Origin of the sequence: Pseudomonas sp. MYb13 (assembly GCF_002980075.1) — a bacterium.
Taxonomy (GTDB): Bacteria; Pseudomonadota; Gammaproteobacteria; order Pseudomonadales; family Pseudomonadaceae; genus Aquipseudomonas; species Aquipseudomonas lurida.
In genome coordinates this window covers 435884-460993 of record NZ_PCQI01000001.1, presented here as the reverse complement: position 1 = coordinate 460993, position 25110 = coordinate 435884, and the positions used below count along the sequence as shown (strand labels likewise).

Annotated in this window: 26 protein-coding genes; 9 read left to right on the top strand and 17 right to left on the bottom strand. The window is 61.3% G+C overall.

The features are described 5' to 3' along the window. Positions 1–7 precede the first annotated feature (7 nt). Positions 8–487: an RNA pyrophosphohydrolase gene (locus CQ002_RS02155; RefSeq protein ID WP_003176750.1), complete on the bottom strand. Its 480-nt coding sequence runs from the start codon at positions 485–487 to the stop codon at positions 8–10. A 143-nt stretch (positions 488–630) separates the two neighbouring features. Between CQ002_RS02155 and CQ002_RS02150 the strand changes: the two genes are divergently transcribed. Then, positions 631–1287 carry an HAD family phosphatase gene (locus CQ002_RS02150; RefSeq protein ID WP_069078501.1) on the top strand — a complete coding sequence of 219 codons (657 nt, stop codon included), beginning with the start codon at positions 631–633 and terminating at the stop codon, positions 1285–1287. A gap of 101 nt (positions 1288–1388) precedes the next feature. On the opposite strand, the gene CQ002_RS02145 is transcribed toward CQ002_RS02150, so the two are convergent. Together CQ002_RS02145 and ilvA are read right to left on the bottom strand one after the other, a co-directional pair. Beyond that, entirely contained in the window at positions 1389–1811 is a 423-nt protein-coding gene (locus tag CQ002_RS02145) for a DUF2269 family protein (protein ID WP_105163020.1), read from the bottom strand. A gap of 41 nt (positions 1812–1852) precedes the next feature. Beyond that, positions 1853–3367: a threonine ammonia-lyase, biosynthetic gene (gene ilvA, locus CQ002_RS02140; RefSeq protein ID WP_034110040.1), complete on the bottom strand. Its 1515-nt coding sequence runs from the start codon at positions 3365–3367 to the stop codon at positions 1853–1855. A gap of 136 nt (positions 3368–3503) precedes the next feature. Between ilvA and rpiA the strand changes: the two genes are divergently transcribed. Next, entirely contained in the window at positions 3504–4175 is a 672-nt protein-coding gene (gene rpiA, locus CQ002_RS02135; RefSeq protein WP_034110042.1) for a ribose-5-phosphate isomerase RpiA, read from the top strand. A gap of 19 nt (positions 4176–4194) precedes the next feature. Here rpiA and CQ002_RS02130 read toward each other — a convergent pair whose 3' ends face one another. The 4 genes from CQ002_RS02130 to CQ002_RS02115 form a co-directional block, all read right to left on the bottom strand. Then, complete coding sequence (locus CQ002_RS02130) at positions 4195–5109, bottom strand: SdiA-regulated domain-containing protein (RefSeq protein ID WP_105163021.1); 915 nt, start codon at positions 5107–5109, stop codon at positions 4195–4197. A 120-nt stretch (positions 5110–5229) separates the two neighbouring features. Next, positions 5230–6156: an SdiA-regulated domain-containing protein gene (locus CQ002_RS02125; protein WP_034110047.1), complete on the bottom strand. Its 927-nt coding sequence runs from the start codon at positions 6154–6156 to the stop codon at positions 5230–5232. Positions 6157–6400: 244 nt separating this feature from the next. Next, positions 6401–7066 (bottom strand): fumarylacetoacetate hydrolase family protein, encoded by a 666-nt coding sequence (locus CQ002_RS02120; protein WP_034110048.1) that lies wholly within the window; start codon positions 7064–7066, stop codon positions 6401–6403. Between the two features lie 22 nt (positions 7067–7088). Beyond that, a complete protein-coding gene (locus tag CQ002_RS02115) occupies positions 7089–8483 on the bottom strand; it encodes an FAD-binding oxidoreductase (protein WP_034110050.1) in 1395 nt (464 codons plus the stop codon). 346 nt (positions 8484–8829) lie between these two features. On the opposite strand from CQ002_RS02115, the gene serA reads away from it, so the two are divergent. Then, positions 8830–10059, top strand: a complete 1230-nt coding sequence (gene serA / locus CQ002_RS02105; protein WP_003195214.1) for a phosphoglycerate dehydrogenase — start codon at positions 8830–8832, stop codon at positions 10057–10059. A 63-nt stretch (positions 10060–10122) separates the two neighbouring features. Here serA and CQ002_RS02100 read toward each other — a convergent pair whose 3' ends face one another. Beyond that, positions 10123–10563 (bottom strand): DUF4399 domain-containing protein, encoded by a 441-nt coding sequence (locus CQ002_RS02100; protein ID WP_034110052.1) that lies wholly within the window; start codon positions 10561–10563, stop codon positions 10123–10125. Between the two features lie 134 nt (positions 10564–10697). Between CQ002_RS02100 and CQ002_RS02095 the strand changes: the two genes are divergently transcribed. Further along, positions 10698–11192, top strand: a complete 495-nt coding sequence (locus CQ002_RS02095) for a transporter substrate-binding domain-containing protein (RefSeq protein ID WP_034110055.1) — start codon at positions 10698–10700, stop codon at positions 11190–11192. Between the two features lie 120 nt (positions 11193–11312). Here the strand turns inward: CQ002_RS02095 and CQ002_RS02090 are convergent, their stop codons facing one another. Continuing rightward, positions 11313–11807 (bottom strand): DUF523 domain-containing protein, encoded by a 495-nt coding sequence (locus CQ002_RS02090; protein WP_105163022.1) that lies wholly within the window; start codon positions 11805–11807, stop codon positions 11313–11315. Between the two features lie 2 nt (positions 11808–11809). After that, entirely contained in the window at positions 11810–12442 is a 633-nt protein-coding gene (locus CQ002_RS02085) for a 2OG-Fe(II) oxygenase (RefSeq protein ID WP_034110059.1), read from the bottom strand. A gap of 131 nt (positions 12443–12573) precedes the next feature. On the opposite strand from CQ002_RS02085, the gene CQ002_RS02080 reads away from it, so the two are divergent. After that, complete coding sequence (locus CQ002_RS02080) at positions 12574–13326, top strand: DUF2059 domain-containing protein (protein ID WP_034110061.1); 753 nt, start codon at positions 12574–12576, stop codon at positions 13324–13326. A gap of 43 nt (positions 13327–13369) precedes the next feature. Here the strand turns inward: CQ002_RS02080 and CQ002_RS02075 are convergent, their stop codons facing one another. Further along, a complete protein-coding gene (locus tag CQ002_RS02075; RefSeq protein WP_105163023.1) occupies positions 13370–14311 on the bottom strand; it encodes an alpha/beta hydrolase in 942 nt (313 codons plus the stop codon). A 99-nt stretch (positions 14312–14410) separates the two neighbouring features. On the opposite strand from CQ002_RS02075, the gene CQ002_RS02070 reads away from it, so the two are divergent. Together CQ002_RS02070 and CQ002_RS02065 are read left to right on the top strand one after the other, a co-directional pair. Then, positions 14411–14986, top strand: coding sequence for a DUF6436 domain-containing protein (locus CQ002_RS02070; RefSeq protein WP_105163024.1), 576 nt, complete (start codon positions 14411–14413; stop codon positions 14984–14986). 31 nt (positions 14987–15017) lie between these two features. Further along, positions 15018–17372: a penicillin acylase family protein gene (locus CQ002_RS02065; protein WP_105163025.1), complete on the top strand. Its 2355-nt coding sequence runs from the start codon at positions 15018–15020 to the stop codon at positions 17370–17372. Positions 17373–17426: 54 nt separating this feature from the next. On the opposite strand, the gene CQ002_RS02060 is transcribed toward CQ002_RS02065, so the two are convergent. After that, positions 17427–18329, bottom strand: a complete 903-nt coding sequence (locus CQ002_RS02060) for an AraC family transcriptional regulator (RefSeq protein ID WP_034110069.1) — start codon at positions 18327–18329, stop codon at positions 17427–17429. Positions 18330–18430: 101 nt separating this feature from the next. Between CQ002_RS02060 and CQ002_RS02055 the strand changes: the two genes are divergently transcribed. Then, entirely contained in the window at positions 18431–18784 is a 354-nt protein-coding gene (locus CQ002_RS02055; RefSeq protein WP_105163026.1) for a carboxymuconolactone decarboxylase family protein, read from the top strand. Here the strand turns inward: CQ002_RS02055 and CQ002_RS02050 are convergent. Beyond that, complete coding sequence (locus tag CQ002_RS02050; protein ID WP_105163027.1) at positions 18762–19727, bottom strand: GlxA family transcriptional regulator; 966 nt, start codon at positions 19725–19727, stop codon at positions 18762–18764. The genes CQ002_RS02055 and CQ002_RS02050 overlap by 23 nt on opposite strands. A gap of 275 nt (positions 19728–20002) precedes the next feature. Here CQ002_RS02050 and CQ002_RS02045 point away from each other — a divergent pair, with 275 nt between their 5' ends. After that, positions 20003–20644, top strand: a complete 642-nt coding sequence (locus CQ002_RS02045) for an HD domain-containing protein (RefSeq protein WP_034110076.1) — start codon at positions 20003–20005, stop codon at positions 20642–20644. A gap of 132 nt (positions 20645–20776) precedes the next feature. Here CQ002_RS02045 and CQ002_RS02040 read toward each other — a convergent pair whose 3' ends face one another. The 4 genes from CQ002_RS02040 to CQ002_RS02025 form a co-directional block, all read right to left on the bottom strand. Further along, positions 20777–21661, bottom strand: coding sequence for an ABC transporter permease subunit (locus CQ002_RS02040; protein WP_003195236.1), 885 nt, complete (start codon positions 21659–21661; stop codon positions 20777–20779). Then, a complete protein-coding gene (locus CQ002_RS02035) occupies positions 21658–22578 on the bottom strand; it encodes an ABC transporter permease subunit (RefSeq protein WP_034110078.1) in 921 nt (306 codons plus the stop codon). The genes CQ002_RS02040 and CQ002_RS02035 overlap by 4 nt, the downstream gene beginning before the upstream one ends. Then, complete coding sequence (locus CQ002_RS02030) at positions 22575–23717, bottom strand: ABC transporter ATP-binding protein (protein WP_033897564.1); 1143 nt, start codon at positions 23715–23717, stop codon at positions 22575–22577. The genes CQ002_RS02035 and CQ002_RS02030 overlap by 4 nt, the downstream gene beginning before the upstream one ends. Positions 23718–23790: 73 nt before the next feature. Further along, positions 23791–24885, bottom strand: coding sequence for a polyamine ABC transporter substrate-binding protein (locus CQ002_RS02025; protein ID WP_034110080.1), 1095 nt, complete (start codon positions 24883–24885; stop codon positions 23791–23793). Positions 24886–25110: the final 225 nt, after the last annotated feature.

The window sequence follows — 25110 nt, the reverse complement described above, 5'->3', positions numbered from 1 at the left end:
TCCGTCGTCAGTCGCGCGCTAAAAGGCGCGGGGCAAGCTCTTTGAGAGCGCGACGATAAACCTCGCGCTTGAATGTCACCACCTGGCCCAACGGGTACCAATAGCTGACCCAGCGCCAGCCATCGAACTCCGGTTTACCGGTCAAATCCATCCGCACCCGCTGCTCGTTGGAGATCAGGCGCAGGAGAAACCATTTCTGCTTCTGGCCGATGCACAGCGGTTGGCTGTGGGTACGCACCAGGCGTTGCGGCAAACGATAGCGCAACCAGCCACGGGTACAGGCCAGAATTTGTACATCTTCGCGCTCAAGGCCGACTTCTTCGTTCAACTCACGGTACAAGGCGTCTTCAGGGGTTTCGTCGGGGTTGATTCCACCTTGAGGAAACTGCCAGGCATCTTGGTTGATTCGGCGAGCCCATAGCACCTGTCCGGCATCATTCGTAAGAATAATCCCGACATTAGGACGGAAACCATCGGGGTCGATCACGGCAACAACCTCGCAAACGCATGTCGCCGCATTGTTCCACAAAGGTTGATGAAGCGGCAACGAGGCTTCTTACCTTATGTGCACTCTTGTGAAAAGACCGTATTCTGGACGCCTTTTTACAGACTTTTCAGCGAGTAACTGCAATGCGCCTGGCTTTATTCGACTTGGACAACACCCTTCTCGGCGGTGACAGCGACCACGCCTGGGGCGATTACCTCTGTGAACGCGGGATTCTCGACCCGGTTGCCTACAAGGCCCGCAACGACGAGTTCTACCAGGACTACCTGGCCGGCACGCTGGACAACGCCGCCTACCTGAACTTTTGCCTAGAAATCCTCGGCCGCACCGAGCGGGCCCAACTGGACGAGTGGCACAACGACTACATGCGCGACTGCATCGAGCCGATCATGCTGCCGCTGGCCTTGGAACTGCTGGCCAAGCACCGCGCCGCCGGTGACAAGCTGGTGATCATCACCGCCACCAACCGTTTTGTCACCGCACCGATTGCGGCACGGCTGGGTGTGGAAACCCTGATCGCCACGGAGTGCGAGATGGAAAACGGCCGCTACACGGGGCGCAGCACCGATGTGCCGTGTTTCCGCGAAGGCAAGGTGACACGCCTGAACCGTTGGCTGGAAGAAACCGGCTACACCCTGGAAGACAGCTACTTCTACAGCGATTCGATGAACGACCTGCCGTTGCTGGAGCAGGTCACCCACCCGGTGGCGGTGGATCCGGACCCGAACCTGCGGGCCGAGGCCGAGAAGCGCGGCTGGCCAGTGATCACGCTGCGCAGCTGATGGCCCTAGCGCAGGCAAGCCAGCGCCCACCTTTGACGGTGTTCACCGTTCAAAATGTGGGCGCTCGCCTGCCTGCGATGAAGCCGACTCGGTCTTGAGCCTTAAACCGGCTTGGCCCCCATCAACCCGGCAATCGCCACAAACCCGACGAGGCTGACCACCGCCAGCACCAGGGTAAAATTCAAGCTACCGCCATCGCCCTTGCGCAGGCGATTCAGCCGCGCCACCAGCCAGAACCACGCCAGTGCCGCCACGGTATAGAGGATGCTGGAACCCAGGATCCAGGTCTGCCCCAACGGCCAGCCAACCAGATGGACCAGCCACCAGCCGGTAAACGGCATGCTGACCACGCACAGTCCCATCAACAGCCATACAAACACCCACGGGCGTTGCACGGTCACCGCCGGGCCTGCACTGCGTTTGCGCCACGCCAGTAACGCCAGCGCCAGGCCGCTGAGCAGCAACAACACAGTGGCTGCGATGTGGATAACTTTCAGGGTTGCCAGGGTGGAGAGGGTTTCCATGTGTCGTCTTCCTTAAAGGCCGCCCCAATCAGCGTAGTCGCTCAACCGAGGAACAGTTTGTAGGCCGGGTTATCGCTTTCGTCCCAATACGGGTAGCCAATGGCCTCCAGGGCTGCCGGTACCAGGTGGCGCTCGTCCGCCGGCACTTGCAGGCCGGCGACCACACGGCCATCTGCGGCGCCGTGGTTGCGATAGTGGAACATCGAGATGTTCCAGCGCCCGCCCAATTTGTTAAGAAAGTTGAACAGCGCTCCCGGACGTTCCGGGAATTCGAAACGCAATACCACTTCATCGCTGACCTTGGCCGCATGCCCACCGACCATATGACGAATGTGCAACTTGGCCAGTTCGTTCTCGGTCAGGTCCAGCACCGGGAAGCCCTGGCTGGTGAGGCTGGCGATCAAGGCGCTGCGCGGATCGTTTTCCGGGTGGGTCTGCACGCCGACGAAGATGTGCGCCTCGCTGCCAGAGTGGTAGCGGTAGTTGAATTCGGTGATCTGGCGCTTGCCCACGGCCTCGCAGAACGCCTTGAAGCTGCCGGGCTTCTCGGGGATGGTCACGGCAATGATGGCTTCGCGGCCTTCACCCAGCTCGGCGCGCTCGGCGACATGGCGCAGGCGGTCGAAGTTGACGTTGGCACCGGAGTCGATGGCCACCAGGGTCTGCCCGGTCACGCCACGGGTCTCCACGTATTTCTTGATACCCGCCACGCCCAAGGCGCCCGCAGGCTCGGTGATGGAGCGGGTGTCGTCGTAGATGTCCTTGATCGCCGCACAGATTTCATCGGTGCTCACGGTGATCACTTCATCCACGTAGTCCTTGCAGATGTCGAAGGTGTGCTGGCCGATCTGCGCCACCGCCACGCCATCGGCAAACAGCCCGACGGTCGGCAACACCACGCGCTCGCCGGCGGCCATGGCGGCTTGCAGGCAGTTGGAGTCGTCCGGCTCGACGCCGATGACCTTGATCTCCGGGCGCAGGTATTTCACGTACGCCGCAATACCGGCGATCAGCCCGCCGCCGCCCACCGGCACGAAAATCGCGTCCAGCGGCCCCGGGTGCTGGCGCAGGATTTCCATCGCCACGGTTCCCTGCCCGGCAATGGTGTGTGGATCATCGTAGGGGTGGATGTAGACGTAGCCTTTTTCGTCGACCAGTTTCAGCGAGTAGGCCAGGGCTTCCGGGAAGGAATCGCCATGCAGCACCACTTTGCCGCCCCGGGAGCGCACGCCTTCGACCTTGATCTCGGGGGTGGTCTTGGGCATCACGATGGTGGCTTTGACCCCCAGCACCTTCGCCGCCAGGGCCAGGCCCTGGGCATGATTGCCGGCCGACGCCGTGACGACGCCACGCGCACGCTCTTGCGCAGTCAATTGGGTCAGCTTGTTATAGGCGCCGCGAATCTTGAACGAGAACACCGGCTGCAAGTCTTCACGCTTGAGCCAGACCTTGTTGCCCAGACGCTCCGAGAGCTGGCGGGCGGTCTGCAACGGGGTTTCTACGGCAACGTCGTAAACGCGCGAGGTGAGGATCTTTTTGACGTACTGTTCAAGCATCGGCGGAAATCACTGGGCGAGTTGGGCAGGGCCAAGGAGTCTAACCCAGCGTTTGGGCGGGCGACCACACGAATCCCGAGGTTTTGTTGGGTTATACTCGCGCCCCTCTTTACTCCCCGCCCGTTCCGGAGCCCGCATGACCCAGGATCAACTCAAACAGGCAGTGGCCCAGGCCGCCGTCGATTTAATCCTTCCTAAACTCGACGACAAAAGCATCGTCGGTGTCGGCACCGGCTCCACCGCCAACTGCTTTATCGATGCGCTGGCCCAGCACAAGGGCGCATTCGACGGCGCCGTGGCCAGTTCCGAAGCGACTGCTGCACGGCTCAAGGGGCACGGCATTCCGGTGTACGAGCTCAACACCGTGAGCGACCTGGAGTTCTACGTCGACGGCGCCGATGAGAGCGACGAGCACCTGAACCTGATCAAGGGCGGCGGCGCCGCCCTGACCCGCGAGAAAATCGTCGCGGCCGTGGCCAAGACCTTTATCTGCATCGCCGACGCCAGCAAGTTGGTGCCGGTACTCGGGGCCTTCCCGCTGCCGGTAGAAGTCATTCCGATGGCCCGCAGCCACGTGGCCCGCGAGCTGGTGAAACTGGGCGGCGACCCGGTGTACCGCGAAGGTGTGTTGACCGACAACGGCAACATCATCCTCGACGTGTTCAACATGCAGATCACCAACCCGGTGGCGCTGGAGACTCAGATCAATGCGATCGTCGGCGTGGTCACCAACGGTTTGTTCGCTGCACGCCCGGCTGATGTCCTGCTGCTGGGCACCTCCGAAGGCGTGAAAACCCTCAAGGCTTGATGCACATGCCTGTGTTGCTTCAAGGCGTGGGTTTTTTGAACACGTAGAACAGGTTCGGCTCGCTGACGAGGTACAACGTGCCCTCGTCATCCATGGCGATCCCTTCGGCCTGCGGCACCCGCTTCGTCAGGCCATGGCGCCCGTTGAGCAGTGACAGACTGCTCAACGGGCGACCGTCGATATCCAGCTCCAGCACCAGGAACGACTCATCCGACAGCGCCAGCAAATGCCCGCTGCGCTCATCGTATTGCAGGCTCGACAGGTCACGCACAAACAAGCCGGCATCACGCTTGGGGTTGTTGACCACGTGCACCGAGTAGGTTTTTTCCGGTTTGAAATGCGGGAAGCCGTGGACCTCGTAGATCAGCATCGGGTCGCGCTCCTTGGCCACGAACAGGCGCTTGCCCTCCGAGTCATAGGCCAACCCTTCAAACCCCTTGTTGCCACCGACGTGCAGGCCCAGGGTCATTTGCTCCGCATCGGCGGCGTCGAGGAATTGCGTGTCATCGTCCACATGCACCTTGATCAGCCGCTGCTGGCGCTCATCGCTGATGACATAAATGTTGTCGCTGATAAATTCCACCGCCTCGGCATCGCCAAAGCCCACCAAGGGGATACGCCGCAGGATCTTGCCCTGGAGGGACAGTTCGATCAGCTCGGCGTTTTTGTTGGTGACGGTAAACAGGCTTTTGCGCACGGGGTCGTAGGTCAGGGCCGACACATCGTCATCAAGCCCTTCGATGACCTGGGCCTCCAGGGTCACCCGGTAATCCGCCAGGCCGATGGAGCGCTGGTCCATCGGCTGGCGCCACGCCTGCCAGTTGAACCAGGCGCGCTCGAACAGGCGAAAATGCTGTGCAACGGCCCCGACGCTGACCAGGGCGATCAGCACAAGCATAAAGAAGAGCGGTTTGGGGCGGGCTAGTCGTTGCATCGGGCGGGCTCAAAGTCAAAAGTGGCGAATGAATATCACGCCTGTCTGAATTTAAACTTAAACATGCCCTGATGTCTGGCGAATGCCGCTCATGGAGAAATATCCGACGTAATTTGTCTGCTATTTCTGCTTTTCGAACCGATAGAACAGGTTGGGCTCACTGACCATGTACAACGTGCCGTCCTCGTCCATGGTCACCCCTTCGGCACGAGGAATCGTGTCTTTGAGGCCATTGAAGCCGCCAAGCAACGTCATGAAGCTGACTTGCTCGCCCTTCTCGTCCAACTCCAGCAACAGATGGGAGTCGGCCGACAACGCCAGCAGATGCCCAGTGCGCGGGTCGACGGCCAGTGCGGAGAGGTTGCGCATGTCCAGCTCGCTGCTGGCCAGCTTGACCTTATCGCCCGCGAGGGTCGGGCCGCCGTCGCTTTTCCAGGTAAACAGCGCCGCTGGGCGCTCTTCGCCCAGGATCAACTGCTGATGACGCTTGTCCCAGGTGATGGCTTCAAAGGCTTTGTTCTGGTCTTTGGACGGGCCCAGGTCATAACTCGAGAAGTCAGCCTTGTTCAATGCCGTGGTAGTCGCGTCGATCTTGATGATCGTCAGGCTGTGCTGGCGCTCGTCGACCACGGCCATCAGGCCGTTTTCCATCACCGTCAGCCCTTCGGGGTTGTTCCAGCCATTGAGTGGCATCTTGCGCAGCACATCGCCTTGCAAGGTCAGCTCGACAAGGAACGGGTTCTTGCCCATAACGGAGAACAGCGTCTTGGTCTGGGGGTTGTACGCCAGGTCCGAGGCTTCGTCCTTTTCCATGCCCGGCAGCAACTTGGCGTCGATGACGGCGTGGTAGTCCGGTAGCCACACGCTTTCCTGGCGTTCGGCGGGCGTCTCAAAACGTTCCAGTACCCACAACATGCCGCGATCATCCCAGTGCATGGCCCAGGCAATGCCATACACAACGGCACCGGCGAGAAACAGCCAGGAATACCAGCGCAGGGCAAATCGGGAACGCAACTTGGGGGTGACGGTAGGCAGGGGCACGGCCATTGGGCACTTTATCCGGGAAATCAGCGTTAGGTGATAGCACAGGTTCCGCGGAACCGCGCGCTCGAGCCCGAAGGATTATCCGGATGGCGTGTGAAAAAAATGCAAAAGCACGGAATTTGCGGCTGCACGTACACCCCTGTGAGCGCCGGGCTTGCCCGCGATGCAGGCAACGCGGTGTGCTATTGACACCCCGCTGCTGCTATCGCAGGCAAGCCAGCCCCCACCTGTGAGCGGCGTGCTGCTTTTAGCGCACGCTGCTTTCGAAGCGGTTCACGCCCGACAGTTCCAGCACCAGCTCATCACCCACATTCAGCGGGCCCACGCCGGCTGGGGTGCCCGTGAGGATCACATCGCCGGCCTGCAGCGAGAAGCAGCCGGCCATGTACTGGATCATCGGGATGATCGGGTTGAGCATGATCGCGCTGTTGCCGTCCTGGCGGACTTCGCCATTGATGGTCAGGCGGATGCCGATGTCAGTGACGTCCGGGAAGGTGCTGCCCACCACAAACGGTGCAATCACCGCCGCGCCGTCGAACGACTTGGCGATTTCCCACGGCAGGCCCTTGGCTTTCAGCTCGGCCTGTTTGTCACGCAGGGTCAGGTCCAGGGCCGGGGCGAAGCCGGAGATGGCATCCAGCACTTCTTCACGGCTGGGCTTGGTCGACAGCGGTTTGCCGATCAACACCGCGATTTCCGCCTCGTAGTGCACAGAACCGCGTTCGGTGGGGATGCTGAAACCGCCTTCCAACGGCACCACGCAACTGCCCGGCTTGATGAACAGCAACGGTTCGGTCGGTACCGGGTTGTCCAGTTCCTTGGCATGTTCGGCGTAGTTACGCCCGATACACACCACTTTACCGACCGGAAAGTGGATGTTGGTGCCGTCGACATACTTGTGCTGGTAGCTCATGGAACGACTCCTTCAGGGGCGATTAAACAGCGAAGATCTTGCCTGGGTTCATGATCCCGTTCGGGTCGAACACCGCTTTAACTGCCTTCATGTATTCGATTTCAACCGGCGAGCGACTGTAGGTCAGGTAATCCCGCTTGGTCATGCCCACGCCGTGTTCAGCCGAGATCGAACCGTTGTACTTCTCGACGGTTTCGAAGACCCACTTGTTCACGGTGGCGCACTTGGCGAAGAACTCGTCCTTGCTCAGGTTTTCCGGCTTGAGGATGTTCAGGTGCAGGTTGCCGTCGCCGATGTGGCCGAACCAGACAATTTCGAAATCCGGGTAATGTTCGCCGACGATGGCGTCGATTTCCTTCAAGAACGCCGGCACTTTGGAGACCGTGACCGAAATATCATTCTTGTACGGCGTCCAGTGGGAAATGGTTTCGGAGATGTACTCGCGCAGTTTCCACAGGTTGTGCAGCTGGGTTTCGCTCTGGCTCATCACGCCGTCCAGCACCCAGCCCTGCTCGACGCAGTGTTCGAAGGTTTCCAGCGCGTGGTTGGCAACCTCTTCGGTGGTGGCTTCGAATTCCAGCAGCGCGTAGAACGGGCATTCGGTTTCGAACGGCGCCGGAACGTCGCCACGGCCCATGACCTTGGCCAGGGCCTTGTCGGAGAAGAATTCGAAGGCGGTCAGGTCCAGCTTGCTCTGGAACGCGTGCAATACCGGCATGATCGAATCAAAGTCGGTAGTGCCCAGCACCATGGCAGTGAGGTTTTTCGGCGCACGGTCCAGGCGCATGGTGGCTTCGACCACAAAGCCCAGGGTGCCTTCGGCGCCGATGAACAGCTGGCGCATGTCGTAGCCGGTAGCGTTCTTGATCAGGTCGCGGTTCAGCTCCAGCACGTCGCCCTTGCCGGTGACGACCTTCATGCCCGCCACCCAGTTGCGGGTCATGCCGTAGCGAATGACCTTGATCCCGCCGGCATTGGTACCGATATTGCCGCCGATCTGGCTGGAACCCGACGAAGCGAAGTCCACCGGGTAGTACAGGCCTTTTTCTTCGGCTACGTTCTGCAATTGCTTGGTGACCACACCCGGCTGGCACACGGCGGTGCGGTCGGTGAGGTTCACGTCGAGGATCTGGTTCATGTAGTCGAACGACACCACCACTTCGCCATTGGCCGCCACCGCGGCTGCCGACAGGCCGGTACGCCCACCGGAGGGCACCAGTGCCACTTTGCGGGCATTGGCCCAGCGCACAATGGCCTGGACCTGCTCAGTGGTCTTGGGGAAGACGATGGCGGTCGGCGCGGGCGCGAAGTGCTTGGTCCAATCCTTGCCGTAAGCCTCCAGTGAGTCCGCATCGGTCAGCACTTTGCCGGGCTCAACCAGGGTCTTTAGCTCATCAATCAGGGCAGGATGGGTCATCGACAGAACTCTCGAACAATTCATGGTCATCCTGAGAACGCTTCACGTCGCAGGAATGAGTGTTAGCGGGGCGCGTATGCTAGCATACCGCCCCCGCAGGACAGAGCCCAAAGGCGTTTCTGCGGTGACGGCTTTCCTGCCGTCCGGGTCAGCTCTGTGCCCTGATTTACCCATACGTTTGTGTTTGACGAGTGGCTGTTGCCGTCAGGCAAGGCGCCGCGACGACTCATAGCTGGCGCAGCATGACGGCAACAGACGCCGTCAAACGGGAACGGTATGGGTGAATCAGGGCACATCCGGCTATTCGATTCCCTGCCATTTTTCTCCGGGATACAGGTTTACGCAGATGAGCAAGACTTCTCTCGATAAGAGCAAGATCAAGTTCCTTCTTCTGGAAGGCGTCCACCCATCGGCTGTCGACGTTCTGAAAGCCGCCGGGTACACCAGCATTGAGTACATCACCAGTTCTCTGCCGGAAGCCCAGCTAAAGGAAAAGATCGCCGACGCGCACTTTATCGGCATTCGCTCCCGCACTCAGCTGACCGAAGAGATCTTCGATCACGCCAAGAAACTCGTGGCGGTCGGCTGTTTCTGCATCGGCACCAACCAGGTCGACCTCAACGCAGCGCGCGAGCGCGGCATCGCGGTATTCAACGCACCGTACTCCAACACCCGCTCCGTTGCAGAATTGGTGCTGGCCGAGGCGATCCTGTTGTTGCGCGGCATTCCTGAGAAGAACGCTTCCTGCCACCGTGGCGGCTGGATCAAAAGCGCGGCCAACTCCTTCGAAATCCGCGGCAAGAAGCTGGGTATCGTCGGTTACGGCTCGATCGGCACTCAACTGTCGGTCCTGGCTGAAGGCCTTGGCATGCAGGTGTTCTTCTACGACACCCTGACCAAGCTGCCATTGGGCAACGCTACGCAAGTGGCCAGCCTGACCGAGCTGCTGGGCATGTCCGACATCGTGACCCTGCACGTTCCGGAAACCGCCGAGACCCAGTGGATGATCGGCGAGAAGGAAATCCGCGCCATCAAGAAAGGCGGCATCCTGATCAATGCCGCACGCGGCACCGTGGTCGAGCTGGATGCACTGGCCGACGCGATCAAGGACAAGCACCTGATCGGCGCCGCCATCGACGTGTTCCCGGTAGAGCCTCGCTCCAACGACGACATCTTCGAAAGCCCGCTGCGTGGCCTGGACAACGTGATCCTGACCCCCCACATCGGCGGTTCCACCGCTGAGGCACAGGCCAACATTGGCCTGGAAGTGTCGGAGAAGCTGGTCAAGTACAGCGACAACGGTACATCGGTGTCGTCCGTGAACTTCCCGGAAGTGGCCCTGCCGGCTCACCCTGGCAAGCACCGCCTGCTGCACATCCACCAGAACATCCCTGGCGTGATGATGGAAATCAACAAGGTCTTCGCGGAAAACGGCATCAACATCTCCGGTCAGTTCCTGCAGACCAACGAGAAGGTTGGCTACGTGGTCATCGACGTCGACGCCGAGTACTCGGACCTGGCGCAAGAGAAGCTGCAGCACATCAACGGCACCATCCGTAGCCGCGTGTTGTTCTAAGGTTTCGACGCGGCACAAAAAAGGGAGCCCTTCAGGGCTCCCTTTTTTTCATCTGAACAAATCTTACTTAACGTTAACCGTGATCACTTTCGAGGCTACAGTCGGGTTGAACTGCATGTGCAGTTTGTCACCGGCAACCAGCTGCAAGGTGTGCTTGCCTGGGGTGAGGGTCAGTTCGGTTTCGGTCTGGGCCTTGCCGTAGTGAATCACGGTGTCGGTGGCCGGGATAGGCACGCTGGCGTCAGGCAGGGCTTTCTGGTCGATCAGCAGATGGTGGTGACCCGTGCCTGGATCCTGGCTGGTGGCCGGGGCCAGTTTCAAGCCTTCCATGCCGAACTTCACGGTGAAGGTTTTATCCACCGTGGCGCCGTCCTTCGGCGAGACGATAAATACTTTGGCATCTGCAGGTGGAGCGCTGCGCGGGATACCGTCCGCGGCGGTAGCCAACATGGAAGCACCCAGCATCAGGGAGGCCAGGGTGACACGGGACAAAAAGGCGTTCATTCACTTCTCCAGTTTTTCTATGAAATCTGTAGGGTTATGACAACTTCGCGACAAATTGCTGTCCAAGGCACTCAACACCATAGCAAAGCGATGCTGAACGGCGCCTCGCACATTCGAATTCTTTAGGAGTGACCATGCGCTTTTCGCCTGGCCTGTTACTGTTGCTTCCCCTTCTGAGCCCCCTGGCTCATGCCGAACTGATCGATGATGTCTTCGACCGTGGCGAACTGCGCATCGCCCTTGAAGCCAACACCCCGCCGTTCAACTTCAAGGAAGGTGACAAACTCACCGGCTTCGAAGTTGACCTCGGCGAGCAACTGGCCAAGGAGATGGATGTGCGACCTTCATTCATCACCACCGATGACACCGACCTGCTGCAAGGCGTGGAAACCGGCAAGTACGACGTGGCCATCAACCATATCGCTATGACTGCCGAGCTGCAGGATCGGTTCGATTTGAGTGAGGCTTACAACGAGAAGCCGGAACTGGTGATCCCGTTCCAAAAGGGCAATCCGGCGTTCAAGGCGAGTTTGGACAAGGCATTGCAGCGCGTGAAGGCTGATGGGCGGTTGAAGGCGTTGGCGCAGAAGTGGCTTGAGACCGAGCCCCCGGTTCCCAAGGCACAGTGATTTTTCGGATTTGACTCAGTCAATGTGGGAGCTGGCTTGCCTGCGATAGCGGTGGACCAGTAACAGAGATGCTAGCTGACACGCTGCCATCGTAGGCAAGCCAGCCTCCCACATTTTGACCTACACAGGTTTCGATAGCTGCGCCAGCGCTACTAACGCCTCAGGCAACTCCAACTCACTGAACACCAGCACCCCATGCTGCTTGAGCAGCGCCGCCGTCACGCCCTCGCCGCGGACCTTCACGCCCGTGAAGGTGCCGTCATAGGTCAGCAGGTTGCCACACGACGGGCTATTGGCCTTGAGCACAGCGATGCGGATGTTGTGACGCTGCACCAGCGCCAAGGCCTGGCGCGCACCGTCGAGGAAGGCGGCGCTGAAGTCCTCGCCCTCGGCGGTCAGCACCTGGGCACGGCCTTCCCACACCGCCACGCCCTGCCCGCCCGGAATTTCCGCCGCCGGGCGTGGCGTCGGCAAGCCACCCGATACTTCCGGGCAGATCGCAACCACCCGCCCTTCGGCCTGCCACGCGGCCAATTGGTCGAACGGCCCGCTGGCCCCGCCGTCGTAGCGCACTTTGTGGCCAAGCAGGCAGCGGCTGATCAGAATTTTTTGCATAATTAAAACGGCTCGTTGCCCCGCCGGCGGAACCAGCCAGTCAGGGACAGGCGTTCGCGCGTAGCGGGCAGGACTTCGTGGGGCACTTCGCCCGACAGGAACACCACCAGGCAACCGCCGGTGGGCACCACATCGTATTCGACGCCGTCCTTGAGGTACATGCGCAACTGGCCGCCATGCTCGGGCAGCCAGGCGTCGTTCAAGTAAATCACCGCCGAGACCATGCGTCGGTCATCGTCGCGAAAACGGTCCAGGTGCTTGAGGTAAAACGCCCCTGGCGGGTACATCGCGAAGTGGCTTTCGAAATCTTCCAGGCCCAGGAAGAGGCTGCGGTTCATGGCCAGGCGCAGGCTGTCCATCAAAGCCATATAGGTGCCGCAGACCGCTGCATCGCCCTCTTCCAGCCACTGGATGTGGTCGCCGCGAATGCCTTCACGAATCTCCTGGGCCGGGCCGCGTCCCACCGCTGCCGGGGCCAGCTCACCCTCGGCTGCACGTTTATGGCACTCAGCCGCCAGTTCCAGGGTCAGAGCCTGGGGCAGGAAGCCGTCCTGCCGGGACCAGCCCTTTTCGGCCAGGTCGTCGACAATACGTTGCAGCAAGGGGTGATCGAGGGGTATTTGCATGGCGCGCATAGTATCCATACGCCTTTGAATCCGACAGAGCCGCCGAGCGTCTGAATACACTTTAGTCAGGTGACTGATAGGACTTCTCGACAAATCCTACGCCCGACACGGACAATAGTGGCCGACTGACAGGAGTCCATATGCGTCGTTTGTTTTTTTCCTTGCTGATGTTCTGCGTTTTGCCCGCCTGGGCAGACGGCCATGACCAGTTGTACAAGGTCGCCGGCTGGGCCGAACAACGTGCGCATTTCAATGACGCCCTCAGTGCCGCCCAGCAACGCTACCGCAATAGCCTGCCGCCAGCAGTGTTCCAGGCGCTGGTAGACAACAGCAACAAACGCTTTGCCGCCCAGGCCGTGGACCAACGCGCCGAGGCGCAATTGCGCAAGAACCTGGCGGACCCGAAGCCTGCCCTGGCATTTTTCCAATCGCCCCTGGGCCGCAAGATTGTGGCCGCCGAGTTGCTGGCCACCCGCCGCGACCAACTGGCGAAGAACGCTCAGGGCCTGCCGAAAATCGAGGCCGACGCCACCCGCAGCCTGATCATCGGCCACCTGGCCCAGGCACTGCCCGCTCGTGAAGCCGGTGCGGAAGTCAGCCTGGCGATTGCCGGCGTGGCGGCTGACAGCCTGAGCCAGATGATCCCCGGCCTGTTGGGCGGCGGTCAGGCCCAGGGCATGCTGAATGGCCAGCGCGAGCGGCTGATGCAGCAGATCGATAAGGACCTGAATAACACGCTGCTGTATGTCTATCGGGATCTGTCCGACCCGGAGCTGGAAGAATTCGCTACGTTTGCTGAGTCGCCGGAAGGCAAGGCGTATTACCAGGCAGCGCTGGCGGCAATCCGCGCCGGCCTGGCGGTCGGCCAAAGCACCTCAAGCCTGGCGCAGTAGAAAATGTGGGCGCGGGCTTGCTCGCTGCCACATCTGGACGGCGTTACTTCAGTTGATCCGTGAGGAAACTGAAGTACTCAGCGCGAATCTGCGGAATCTCATTTGCCAAATGATGCCTGCCCCGCGGCAGCATCAACACCTGCGGCTGGTCGAACTTGCTGCGTAGCACCTGCAGGTTGTGCTGCCAGTCCACCGTCATGTCTTCCTCGCCCTGCACGATCACCGGCCGCCTTGGACTGCGCGGTGCAGCTTCGATGCGTTTGATCCAGCGCGCCAAGGCCCCCACCCACGCGGTAGGCAGTTGGCGCGGCTGCAGCGGGTCGGCCTCAAGGAAGGGTTTGAACGCCGGATCGTTGGTGTTCTCGCTGAACCGCCGTGCAATGCCTTTGACGAATGGACGCAGCAGGTAATAACTGACTTGCGACCAGCCCCAGGCCCGTGGCCGCACCAAGGGTGAAAGCAGGAAGGTCCTGCCCTGGGCCGGGCTGTCGGCTCCCTGGTTGAGCAAGTGGTCCACCACCACCGCCCCGCCGGTGCTTTGCCCGAACAGATGCCAGGGTTGCGGCAATTGCAGGGCTTCGGCCTGCGTAAACAGCGCCTGCACCACATGCTGGTACACCGCAAAATCATCGATGCTGGCGCGCGCGCCGCTGGACAGGCCGTGCCCGGGCAAATCGCAGGCGATCACCACGAAGCCCTGGTCCAACGCCCAGTCCACCACATGGCGATACAACCCCATGTGGTCGTAGAAGCCATGGAACATGAACATCGTTGCCACCGGCACGGGCGGCCACCACACCTGCGCGACCACATTGAACCCGTCCACCTCGAAGCAACCCAGGCGACTCACCACCGGGGTTTTACGCGCCGCCAGGTCCAGCCCATAAAAACGCTGGTAGACCCGAGCCTCGGCGCTGAGCGGTTGCGCATCCACCAGGGGCCGCAAGCTTTCGCGCAGATGATCGGGGTCAAAGGTGACAGGCATAAAGGGTTCCAGACTGACGGTGAAGATGAATATCGAGCTGCGATATTCATCTGTCAGGACAAGCATGGCAAGCTACGCGACCTTCGAGGATACATCTGAATGCGACAGCCCTACCGCACCGCCCTGTTCGCCAGCCTGATCCTGGTTATCTGCGCCGGCGTGCTGTGGGCGGCCTATGACTGGTTCCAGGGGCGCTACCTGCGCGCCTTCAGCGAACACACGGCGGTGTTTTCCGGCGACCCCTTAACACTGCCTGCTGACCTCGCCGGGCCCGGCCCGATTCGCCTGGTGCACTTCTGGGACCCGGCCTGCCCCTGCAACGTCGGCAACCAGCAGCACCTGGGTGAGCTGATCGAGCACTACGCGCCCCGGGGCGTCGAGTTCTATGCCCTGCAAAAACCCGGCAGCCACGGCCAATTGCCCGATAACCTGCGCAGCATGAAATCCCTCGCTACCCTGCCCGGCGCCGACCAGGTTCCGGCCAGCCCGGCCGTGGGTATCTGGGACCGCAGCGGCAAGCTCGCGTATTTCGGCCCCTACAGCGAAGGCCTCACGTGCAATTCCAGCAACAGCTTTATTGAGCCGATCTTGAAGGCCCTTGAAGCGGGACGCGCGGTGAATGCCACGCACACCCTCGCGGTGGGCTGCTATTGTTCGTGGCCAAAAGGCTCGTAACTCGCCACCCCACTCTTGGTAAGGAATGTTCATGAAGCGCGTCTTGCAGGTTCTCGCGGTTCTGGTGGTGCTGGTCGCCCTTGGCGCCAGCTGGTACGTCTACAGCAAGCAACCCACCCGCCAGGGCACGGTGACACTGGCCAACCTGCAAGGCTCGGTCACGGTCCGCTACGACGACCGGGGCGTGCCGCACATTCGTGCCGAGAATGAAACCGACCTGTACCGCGCCCTGGGCTACGTGCACGCCCAGGACCGCCTGTTCCAGATGGAAATCATGCGCCGCCTGGCCCGTGGCGAACTGGCCGAGGTGCTGGGGCCCAAGGTGCTGGAGACCGACAAGCTGTTCCGCAGCCTGCGCATCCGCGACCGCGCGGCCACCTATGTGGCGCAACTGGACCATGAGTCGGCGCACTGGAAGGCCCTGCAAGCCTATCTGGACGGGATCAACCAGTATCAGGACAGCCACGCCCGCCCGATGGAGTTCGACGTACTGGGTATCCCCAAGCGGCCGTTTACCGCCGAAGACACCATCAGCGTCGCCGGGTATATGGCCTACAGCTTTGCCGCCGCGTTTCGTACCGAGCCCCTGCTGACTTACATCCGCGACCAGTTGGGCAGCGATTACCTGAAAGTCTTCGACCTCGACTGGCAACCCAAGGGTGCCCTCAACCTGGCTGCCAGCGATTGGCAGACCCTCGGCGCCATCGCGTCCCTGAGCGAACAGGCCTTGGCCGACAACGGCCTGCCGCAGTTCGAAGGCAGCAACGCCTGGGCCATCAGCGGCAACCGCACCAAGAGCGGCAAACCGTTGCTGGCCGGTGACCCGCATATCCGTTTCTCGGTGCCGTCGGTGTGGTACGAAGCGCAGCTGTCGGCGCCAGGGTTTGAGTTGTACGGCTACCACAATGCACTGGTGCCGGTGGCGTTCCTGGGGCACAACCTGGACTTCGGCTGGAGCCTGACCATGTTCCAGAACGATGACCTCGACCTGATCGCCGAGAAGGTCAACCCGGACAACGCCAACCAGGTCTGGTACCACGGCCAATGGGTCGACATGACCCGCACCGAGCAGCAGATTGCGGTGAAGGGCCAGGCGCCGGTGACGTTGACCCTGCGCCAATCACCCCACGGCCCGATCATCAACGATGTGCTGGGCGAAAACGCCGGCAAGACACCGATTGCCATGTGGTGGGCGTTCCTCGACACCCAGAACCCGATCCTCGAAGGTTTCTACCAGCTCAACCGCGCCGACACCCTGGTCAAGGCGCGCGCGGCGGCCGCCAAGGTGTCCGCGCCGGGGCTGAACATCGTGTGGGCGAATGCCAAGGGCGATATCGGCTGGTGGGCAGCGGCGCAGTTGCCGATTCGTCCGGCCGGGGTCAACGCCGGGTTTATCCTCGACGGCAGCAGTGCCCAGGCCGACAAGCTCGGCTTCTACCCCTTCAGCGCCAACCCGCAGGAAGAGAACCCCGCGCGGGGTTATGTGGTATCGGCCAACGCCCAACCCGTGTCGTCCACTGGCATGGAGATCCCCGGCTATTACAACCTGGCCGACCGTGGCCAGCAGTTGAACGCCCAATTGAGCGACAAGAGCGTGAAGTGGGACGTGAACAACAGCCAGGCGTTGCAACTGGGCACCACCACCGCCTTCGGCCCACGCCTGCTGGCGCCGCTGCTGCCGGTGCTGCGTGAGGGGGTCAGGGACCCGGCGCAGTTGAAACTGGTGGAGCAACTGGCCGCCTGGAAAGGCGACTACCCGCTGGACTCGACCAGCGCCACGCTGTTCAACCAGTTCCTGTTCAACCTGGCTGACGCTGCGTTCCACCCCAAGCTCGGCGATGGCATGTTCAAGACCCTGCTCAGCACCCGCGTCATTGACGCCGCCCTGCCGCGCCTGGCCGCCGCACCGGATTCGCCGTGGTGGGGCGGTAAGCGCGCCGACACCGTCAAGCTCGCCTGGGACAACAGCCTCGCGCACCTCAAGGCCACGTTGGGTGATGACCCAAGCCAATGGCAATGGGGCAAGGCCCACACCCTCACCCATGGCCACCCACTGGGCTCGCAGAAGCCGTTGGACCTGATCGTCAATGTCGGCCCGTTCCCGGCGCCCGGCACCCATGAAGTGCCGAACAACCAGTCCGCCAACATCGGTCCGGCGCCCTGGCCCGTCACGTACGGGCCGTCTACCCGCCGCCTGATCGACTTCGCCGATGTGGCTCACGCGCTGACCATCAACCCGGTCGGGCAAAGTGGTGTGCCGTTCGACCGGCACTATGCCGACCAGGCGGAGACTTATATCGAGGGCGGCTACGAACAAGCGCACTTCACCGATGAAGAAGTGACGGCCAATACGCGCGGGACGCTCAAACTGTTGCCTGCCCGATAGCCGCTTGGAACTCGGTCAATCAGGTGGGCGCGGGCTTGATCTGTGTTGTGACAACTACCTGGCCCGCAAACGCCCTGGCGCCTCGCCATAGGTGTCCTTGAACTTCTTGCTGAACGCCGCCTGGGACTGGTAACCCACCTGGGCGGCGATATCCAGCAGGCTCAGGCGCGACTGACGCACCAGGTTGAACGCCAGCTCCATGCGCAACTGAGTCAGCAACACCCACGGCGATACGCCCGCCACCTTCACAAACGCGCGCATGAACGTGGCACGCGACATCGTCGCGGCAGCTGCCAGGCTGTCGATGGTCCACTCATGCCCCGGATCGGCCAGCATCACTTGCCAGGCTTTGCCCAGCCGCTTGTCGGCAAGCAGTGCAAAGGTGCCGGCAACCGGTGCCTGGCGAGTCAGCCAGGTGCGCAGGATCAGGGTGAACAGTGCCGACGACAGCGCATCGATAAACGAGCGGGCGCCCAGTTGCTGGCCGTCCGCCTCGCTGCGCAATAACGCGATCAACGCCGCCAACTGCCCGTCACCCTGCCACTCGCGGCTGGACACCACCAGGTACTCTGGCAACGCGCCGAACAGCAACGACTGCCGGTTGTAGTGAAAACTGCCGCAGAGCATGTCCAGATCCGGGCGGTCGCCGCCCAGGCGATGCACCGTGAGCACACCGCCTTCGATCACCCTGGGTTGCATCGTCCGAGCCCGCGCGCCGTGGCTGCGCAGCAAGTGCGCGGCACCGCCCGGCATCAGCAGGATATCGCCCTCCTCCAGGCTCACCTGCTGCCCGCCCGACAACTCGGCACGGCAGGTGCCGCTGAGCACGATGTGATAAGGCGCCACACCGAAATCTTCCGGAGCGTGGTCCAAGGCCCACTCGCCCTGGAGCTGGCAACGCAAATCCAGACTGCCGCGCAGGTTGGCCAACGCGATAAGCGTGTCGATCGAATTCATTTGCGAGCATCGGTCAAAAAGATGAGCGGATTGAACAATAACGACGCCCCCGAACGGAAGAGACTGGCTTCACACCCCCCACCTGTTCAGGAGTTACCGCAATGTTCAATAACTGGTCCGACTTGCTGCCTACCGTGAAGAAAGCCTTTGGCGCACTGGGCAAGAGCAACCCGAAGATGGTCAAAGCGTACATGGCACTGGGCGAAGCTGCCGAGGAAAACAACGTCCTCGACGCCAAGACCCGTGAGCTGATTTCCATCGCCGTGGCCATCACCACCCGCTGCGACGGTTGCATCGGCGTGCACGCTGACGCGGCGATCAGGGCCGGCGCCACCCGCGAGGAAGTCGCTGCAACACTGGCGACCGCGATCTCCCTGAATGCCGGCGCGGCGTATATCTACTCGCTGCGCGCGCTGGAAGCCTACGACACCCTCAAACCAGTGCCGCAAAGTTGAGTCGGAACTGTTGCGGCGTCACGCCCAGCCGGCGATTGAACACACTGCGCATGTGCTGGGCATCGCGAAAGCCGCATTGATAGGCCACGGTCTTGAGCGGCGCGAGGCTGCCTTCGAGCATGACCCGCGCCGCGTCCACCCGCGCCCGCTCGACAAACTCCGCCGGCGTGATCCGCGCCTCACGGGCAAACACCCGGGAGAAATTGCGCGCGCTCATATTGGCCGCCTTGGCCAGGTCGGCAATGGTCAGGTCGCCGGTCAGGTTGGCCAACACATACAGCTGCACCAGCGCCACCGCTGACGTGGTCTCGGCGTGGGGGGTCAGAAACGGGCTGAACTGCGACTGCCCGCCCGAACGCTGGGTAAACACCACCAGGCGCTTGGCCACGCTCAAGGCGACTTCCGGGCCGTGATCCTGGGCCAGCAAATACAGCGACAGATCGATGCCCGCCGTGACCCCGGCCGAGGTGTAGAGGTTGCCGTCCTGCACGTAGAGGCGGTCGGCCTCGACCTGGGCGCTGGGGCACAGGCGCGCCAGATCTGCGGCATCGTTCCAATGGGTGGTGACGGTTTTCCCGTCCAGCAGCCCGGCCCGGGCCAGCATGAAGGCGCCGTTGCAGATCGAACCGAAGCGTCGTGCCCGTGCGGTGGCGCCACGCAGCCAATCATCGAACTGGGCGCCGAAGTCCTCGAAGGGTAACCGCGGCCCGCCGGCGACCAGCAGCAGGTCATAGGCTTGCAGGGCTTCGCTGTAATGCCGGTGGGCCTGCAATGACAGGCCGTTGGAGGCAGCCATGTTGCCGTGGCCGAAGCCGATGACGTCCAGCTGGTAATGATCCTGGGGCGACAAAAAGCGGTTGGCTTCGCAGAACACGTCCATGGGGCCGGTCACGTCGAGTGACTGGACGCCGGGGAAGATCAGGATGGCGACGGTTTTTTGCATGGGTACACCTTTATGTCCGGGCGAACGCAAACCCTGTGGGAGCTGGCTTGCCTGCGATGCAAGCGACTCGGCCCATCAGGTATACCGAGGGGATGATATCGCAGCGATGCGGCGATCCGACAAGCCAGCTCCCACATTTGACCGAGCACACCCTTGGCGCGATATGGCGGCACATTGGCCGGGATCGCCTCCTCGCCGCGATAGCCCCTTCGCGGGGGCGCGACCAGACTGGACACCTCGGCGCCACCCCCGGCGCTTTCTTGAGGAGAACGACCATGAGTACCACCATCGCCGGCATCAAGATCCCGGACAGCGCCCTGGCCAAGGCCACCACCGAATACGTGCGCGACATCGAGTCCGACCTGCTCTACCACCATTCCCGCCGGGTATTTCTGTTCGGCGCATTGAGCGGTGAGCGCAAGCAACTCGCGTACAACCCGGAACTGCTCTACGTCGGCGCGATGTTCCATGACCTGGGCCTGGTGGAAGGCCATCGCAGTGACGACGAGCGCTTCGAAGTCGACGGCGCCAACGCCGCCGCCGCGTTCCTCAAGCCCTACGGGCTGAGCGATGACGATATCGAACAGGTGTGGTTGTCCATCGCCCTGCACACTACGCCAGGCGTGCCGCAGCACCTGCGCCCGACCGTTGCACTGGTGACCGCGGGTGTCGAAATGGACGTGCTGGGCATGGACTACGCTGCGTTCAGCAACGTGCAGCGCGAAGCCGTGGTGCATGCGCATCCACGCGGCGAAGGGTTCAAGGAGTGCATCATCTGCGCGTTTGCCGACGGCTTGCGCCATCGTCCGCAGACCACGTTTGGCAACGTGAAAACGGATGTGCTGGTGGATCAGGAGCCGGGGTTCAAGCCGATGAACTTTGTGGAAGTCATCCGCAAATCGCCGTGGACTGCGTAGTCGACCTGAAATGCAATCAACTGTGGGAGCGGGCTTGCCTGCGATGAGGCTCTGCCAGTCGACTCATCTGTCGACTGATAGACCGCTATCGCAGGCAAGCCCGCTCCCACATTTTTTACCGCGTTCCTTCAGTCAGACCGGTGCAGGCGCCCGACGCTTGTCCGGCTGCTGCCAGCCATCGGCAGCGGCTTCTTCAATCGCTTGCTGGATGGCTTTCTTGCGATGCTCTTCGGCACGGCGGCTGAAGAACCACACCAGGAACGTCACCAGCGACACCGCCAGCAGAATCAGGCTGGCCACGGCATTGATCTCGGGTTTAACCCCAAGGCGCACCGCCGAGAACACTTCCATCGGCAAGGTCGTCGACCCCGGCCCCGACACGAAACTCGCCAGTACCAGGTCATCCAGCGACAACGCGAACGACATCATGCCGCCCGCCGCCAACGACGGCGCGATCATGGGGATGGTGATCAGGAAGAACACCTTCCACGGCCGTGCGCCCAGGTCCATCGCCGCTTCTTCGATCGACAGGTCCAGCTCACGCAAGCGCGCCGACACCACCACCGCCACATACGCCGCACAGAACGTGGTGTGGGCGATCCAGATGGTGACAATGCCACGTTCCTGGGGCCAGCCAATCATCTGCGCCATGGCCACGAACAGCAGCAACAGCGACAGACCCGTGATCACTTCCGGCATCACCAACGGCGCGGTCACCAAGCCGCCGAACAGGGTACGGCCCTTGAACTGGCTGATGCGCGTCAGCACGAATGCCGCCAACGTACCCAATGCCACCGCGGCCACCGCCGTATAGCAGGCGATTTCCAGGGACCGGGCTACCGAGCCCATCAACTGGGTGTTGTCCAGCAGGCCCACGTACCACTTGATCGACCAACCGCCCCATACCGTTACCAGTTTGGATTCGTTGAACGAGTAGATCACCAGGATCAGCATCGGCAGGTAGATGAACAACAACCCCGCCACCAGCATAAAGCTGGAGAATCTGAAGCGCTTCATATCTTGCCCTCCATCTCTTTGGCTTGGCTGCGGTTGAACAGGATGATCGGCACGATCAGGATCGCCAGCATCACCACCGCCAAGGCAGAGGCCACCGGCCAGTCACGGTTATTGAAGAATTCTTGCCACAACACTTTACCGATCATCAGGGTTTCCGGGCCGCCGAGCAGTTCCGGGATCACGAACTCACCCACCACCGGAATAAACACCAGCATACAGCCGGCGATGATGCCGTTCTTGGACAACGGCACGGTGATCTTCCAGAAGCTGTTGAAGGTGCTTGAGCCCAGGTCCGACGCGGCCTCCAGAAGGCTCTGGTCGTGCTTCACCAAGTTGGCATACAACGGCAGGATCATGAACGGCAGGTACGAATAGACCACGCCGATATACACCGCGATGTTGGTGTTGAGGATCTGCAGCGGCTCGTTGATCAACCCGATGGACATCAGGAAGCCATTGAGCAAGCCGTTGTTGCTCAGAATGCCCATCCACGCATACACGCGGATCAGGATCGCGGTCCAGGTCGGCATCATGATCAGCAGCACCAGCACGGTCTGCATCTCTTTGCGTGCAGTCGCGATGGCATAGGCCATCGGATAGCCGATCAGCAGGCACAGCACCGTGCTGAAGAACGCCATTTTCAGCGAGCCCAGGTACGCGGCGATGTATAGCTCGTCGTCGCCGAGCATCGCGTAGTTGGCCAGGTTCAGCACCAACTGCAGTTTCTGCTCAACGAAGGTGTAGATCTCGGTGTATGGCGGGATCGCCACGTCGGCTTCGGCAAAGCTGATCTTCAGTACGATAAAGAACGGCAAGGCGAAGAACAGGAACAACCAGAGGAATGGAATCCCGATGACCACCTGTTTGCCATTGGGGACGATGCGTTGCAGCCGCCGCTTCAGTTTCCTCGTGTTCATGAGCGAAGTACCACGCCGCTGTCGTCTTCCCACCAGACGTAGACCTGGTCACCCCAGGTCGGACGCTGGCCACGGCGTTCGGCGTTGGCGACGAAGGATTGCACCAGCTTGCCGCTCGGCAGCTCCACGTAGAACACCGAATGGCCGCCCAGGTAGGCGATGTCGTGCACCTTGCCGCTGGACCAGTTGTGCTCGCAGGTCGGCATTTCGGTGGTGACCAGCAGCTTTTCCGGGCGGATGGCGTAGGTCACCGACTTGTCTTCCACCGAGGTGGCGATGCCGTAGCCCACGTAGATGTCGCGGTCCAGGTCAGCGCACTTGAGCACCGCATGGCCTTCGGCGTCATCCACCACTTGGGTGTCGAAGATGTTGACGTTGCCGATGAATTCGCACACCAGGCGGCTGGTAGGCGTTTCGTAGATGTCGATCGGGCTGCCGATCTGGGCGATCCAGCCCAGGTGCATGATCGCGATGCGCTCGGCCATGGTCATGGCCTCTTCCTGGTCGTGGGTCACCATCACGCAGGTCACGCCTACACGCTCGATGATCTCCACCAGCTCCAGTTGCATCTGCGAGCGCAGCTTCTTGTCGAGGGCGCCCATCGGCTCATCGAGCAGCAGCAGTTTCGGGCGCTTGGCCAGGGAACGCGCCAGCGCCACACGCTGGCGCTGACCACCGGACAACTGGTGCGGCTTGCGCTTGGCGTACTGGCTCATTTGCACCAGCTTGAGCATCTCGGCCACGCGGGCATCGACCTCGGCCTTGGGGATCTTGTCCTGTTGCAGGCCGAACGCGATGTTCTGCGCCACGGTCATGTGCGGGAACAGGGCGTAGGACTGGAACATCATGTTGATCGGCCGCTCGTAGGGCGGCATGTCAGTGATGTCTTCTCCGTCGAGGTAGATACGCCCCTCGGTCGGGCGCTCAAAACCTGCGAGCATACGCAGCAAGGTGGACTTGCCCGAACCCGAACCGCCGAGCAGGGCGAAGATCTCGCCCTTCTTGATTTCCAGGGACACATCGTCCACGGCAATCGTCTCGTCGAACTTCTTCGTGACCCGGTCGATTTTGACCAGCACCTTTTTCGGTGTCTGGTCGCCCTCGAGGGCTTTCTTATAGGCGCCGGAGGCAACTGCCATTTACGAAACTCCCCAAAAAAAGAGTGCAGTTCGCCCGAGGCGGGCGAACCCAGGATAGTTTGAGCTTTAAGCCTTACTTGCCCGTCTTGACCTTGGTCCAGCTACGGGTCATCAAACGCTGCACTTTCGGGGGTAGCTCGAAGTTGACGAATGTCCTGTCGAGCACCGCCTGCGGTGGGTAAACCGCTTCGTCCGTGCGTATCGATTGCTTCATCAGTTTGTCCGCCCCTGGGTTAGGGTTGGCGTAACCGACGTAATCACTGACCTGAGCGATCACCTCAGGTTGCAGCAAATAGTTGATGAAGGCGTGGGCCTCTTTGACGTTGGTCGCATCCTTGGGGATGGCCAGCACGTCAAACCACAGGTTGCCGCCTTCTTTCGGAATCGCGTAGGCGATGTTCACGCCCTTGCCCGCCTCGGCCGCGCGGGCCTTGGCCTGGAACACATCACCGGAGAAGCCTGCCGCCACGCAGATATTGCCGTTGGCCAGGTCCGAGATGTATTTGGAAGAATGGAAATAGGTCACGTAGGGCCGCACTTTGAGCAGCTTCTCCTCGGCCTTCTTGTAGTCTTCAGGGTTGGTGCTGTTGGGGTTGAGGCCCATGTAGTTGAGCACCGCCGGCAGCATTTCATCCGCCGAATCCATGAATGACACACCGCAGGTAGCCAGCTTCTTCATGTTTTCCGGCTCGAACAGCACGGCCCAGGAGTCGATATGGTCGACGCCCAGCACTTCCTTCACTTTATCGACGTTGTACCCGATGCCATTGGTGCCCCACAGGTACGGCACGGCGTACTGGTTGCCCGGGTCGTTCTTTTCCAGGCGCTTGAGCAGCACCGGATCGAGGTTGGCATAGTGGGTCAGCAACGACTTGTCGAGCTTCTGGAACGCCCCGGCCTTGATCTGCTTGCCGAGGAAATGGTTGGACGGCACCACCACGTCGTAACCGGTACGCCCGGCCAGCAACTTGCCTTCCAGGGTTTCGTTGGAGTCAAACACGTCATACACGGGCTTGATGCCGCTGGCCTTTTCGAAGTTGGCCAGGGTGTCGGCGCCGATGTAATCGGACCAGTTATAAATATGCACAGTCGGTGCGGCCTGCACGCTGACGGCCAGCGTGATACCTGCACCCACCAGCATGGCTTTGCGAAATAAAGAAATTGGCAAGTGGAGGTCCTCTTAAATAGTTGGGCCTTACAGTTGTTGCCCGACAACAAAACCGGCGCGCAACTTACCCTCGATAAACCGATCCGGCAAAACTTTCTGTCATTTAATTTGTGGGAGCCGGTTTTGGTGGGAGCGGGCTTGCTCGCGAAAGCGGTGTATCAGTTGATACATAGGCTGGCTGACACACCGCCTTCGCGAACAAGCCCGTTCCCACACAAGCCCCCT

Bases quoted from the DNA above. Each gene is read 5' to 3' on its own strand.
- CQ002_RS02150 (WP_069078501.1), top strand. From the start codon at position 631: ATGCGCCTGGCTTTATTCGACTTGGACAACACCCTTCTCGGCGGTGAC.
- CQ002_RS02145 (WP_105163020.1), bottom strand. From the start codon at position 1,811: ATGGAAACCCTCTCCACCCTGGCAACCCTGAAAGTTATCCACATCGCA.
- ilvA (WP_034110040.1), bottom strand. From the start codon at position 3,367: ATGCTTGAACAGTACGTCAAAAAGATCCTCACCTCGCGCGTTTACGAC.
- rpiA (WP_034110042.1), top strand. From the start codon at position 3,504: ATGACCCAGGATCAACTCAAACAGGCAGTGGCCCAGGCCGCCGTCGAT.
- CQ002_RS02130 (WP_105163021.1), bottom strand. From the start codon at position 5,109: ATGCAACGACTAGCCCGCCCCAAACCGCTCTTCTTTATGCTTGTGCTG.
- CQ002_RS02125 (WP_034110047.1), bottom strand. From the start codon at position 6,156: ATGGCCGTGCCCCTGCCTACCGTCACCCCCAAGTTGCGTTCCCGATTT.
- CQ002_RS02120 (WP_034110048.1), bottom strand. From the start codon at position 7,066: ATGAGCTACCAGCACAAGTATGTCGACGGCACCAACATCCACTTTCCG.
- CQ002_RS02115 (WP_034110050.1), bottom strand. From the start codon at position 8,483: ATGACCCATCCTGCCCTGATTGATGAGCTAAAGACCCTGGTTGAGCCC.
- serA (WP_003195214.1), top strand. From the start codon at position 8,830: ATGAGCAAGACTTCTCTCGATAAGAGCAAGATCAAGTTCCTTCTTCTG.
- CQ002_RS02100 (WP_034110052.1), bottom strand. From the start codon at position 10,563: ATGAACGCCTTTTTGTCCCGTGTCACCCTGGCCTCCCTGATGCTGGGT.
- CQ002_RS02095 (WP_034110055.1), top strand. From the start codon at position 10,698: ATGCGCTTTTCGCCTGGCCTGTTACTGTTGCTTCCCCTTCTGAGCCCC.
- CQ002_RS02090 (WP_105163022.1), bottom strand. From the start codon at position 11,807: ATGCAAAAAATTCTGATCAGCCGCTGCCTGCTTGGCCACAAAGTGCGC.
- CQ002_RS02085 (WP_034110059.1), bottom strand. From the start codon at position 12,442: ATGCGCGCCATGCAAATACCCCTCGATCACCCCTTGCTGCAACGTATT.
- CQ002_RS02080 (WP_034110061.1), top strand. From the start codon at position 12,574: ATGCGTCGTTTGTTTTTTTCCTTGCTGATGTTCTGCGTTTTGCCCGCC.
- CQ002_RS02075 (WP_105163023.1), bottom strand. From the start codon at position 14,311: ATGCCTGTCACCTTTGACCCCGATCATCTGCGCGAAAGCTTGCGGCCC.
- CQ002_RS02070 (WP_105163024.1), top strand. From the start codon at position 14,411: ATGCGACAGCCCTACCGCACCGCCCTGTTCGCCAGCCTGATCCTGGTT.
- CQ002_RS02065 (WP_105163025.1), top strand. From the start codon at position 15,018: ATGAAGCGCGTCTTGCAGGTTCTCGCGGTTCTGGTGGTGCTGGTCGCC.
- CQ002_RS02060 (WP_034110069.1), bottom strand. From the start codon at position 18,329: ATGAATTCGATCGACACGCTTATCGCGTTGGCCAACCTGCGCGGCAGT.
- CQ002_RS02055 (WP_105163026.1), top strand. From the start codon at position 18,431: ATGTTCAATAACTGGTCCGACTTGCTGCCTACCGTGAAGAAAGCCTTT.
- CQ002_RS02050 (WP_105163027.1), bottom strand. From the start codon at position 19,727: ATGCAAAAAACCGTCGCCATCCTGATCTTCCCCGGCGTCCAGTCACTC.
- CQ002_RS02045 (WP_034110076.1), top strand. From the start codon at position 20,003: ATGAGTACCACCATCGCCGGCATCAAGATCCCGGACAGCGCCCTGGCC.
- CQ002_RS02040 (WP_003195236.1), bottom strand. From the start codon at position 21,661: ATGAAGCGCTTCAGATTCTCCAGCTTTATGCTGGTGGCGGGGTTGTTG.
- CQ002_RS02035 (WP_034110078.1), bottom strand. From the start codon at position 22,578: ATGAACACGAGGAAACTGAAGCGGCGGCTGCAACGCATCGTCCCCAAT.
- CQ002_RS02030 (WP_033897564.1), bottom strand. From the start codon at position 23,717: ATGGCAGTTGCCTCCGGCGCCTATAAGAAAGCCCTCGAGGGCGACCAG.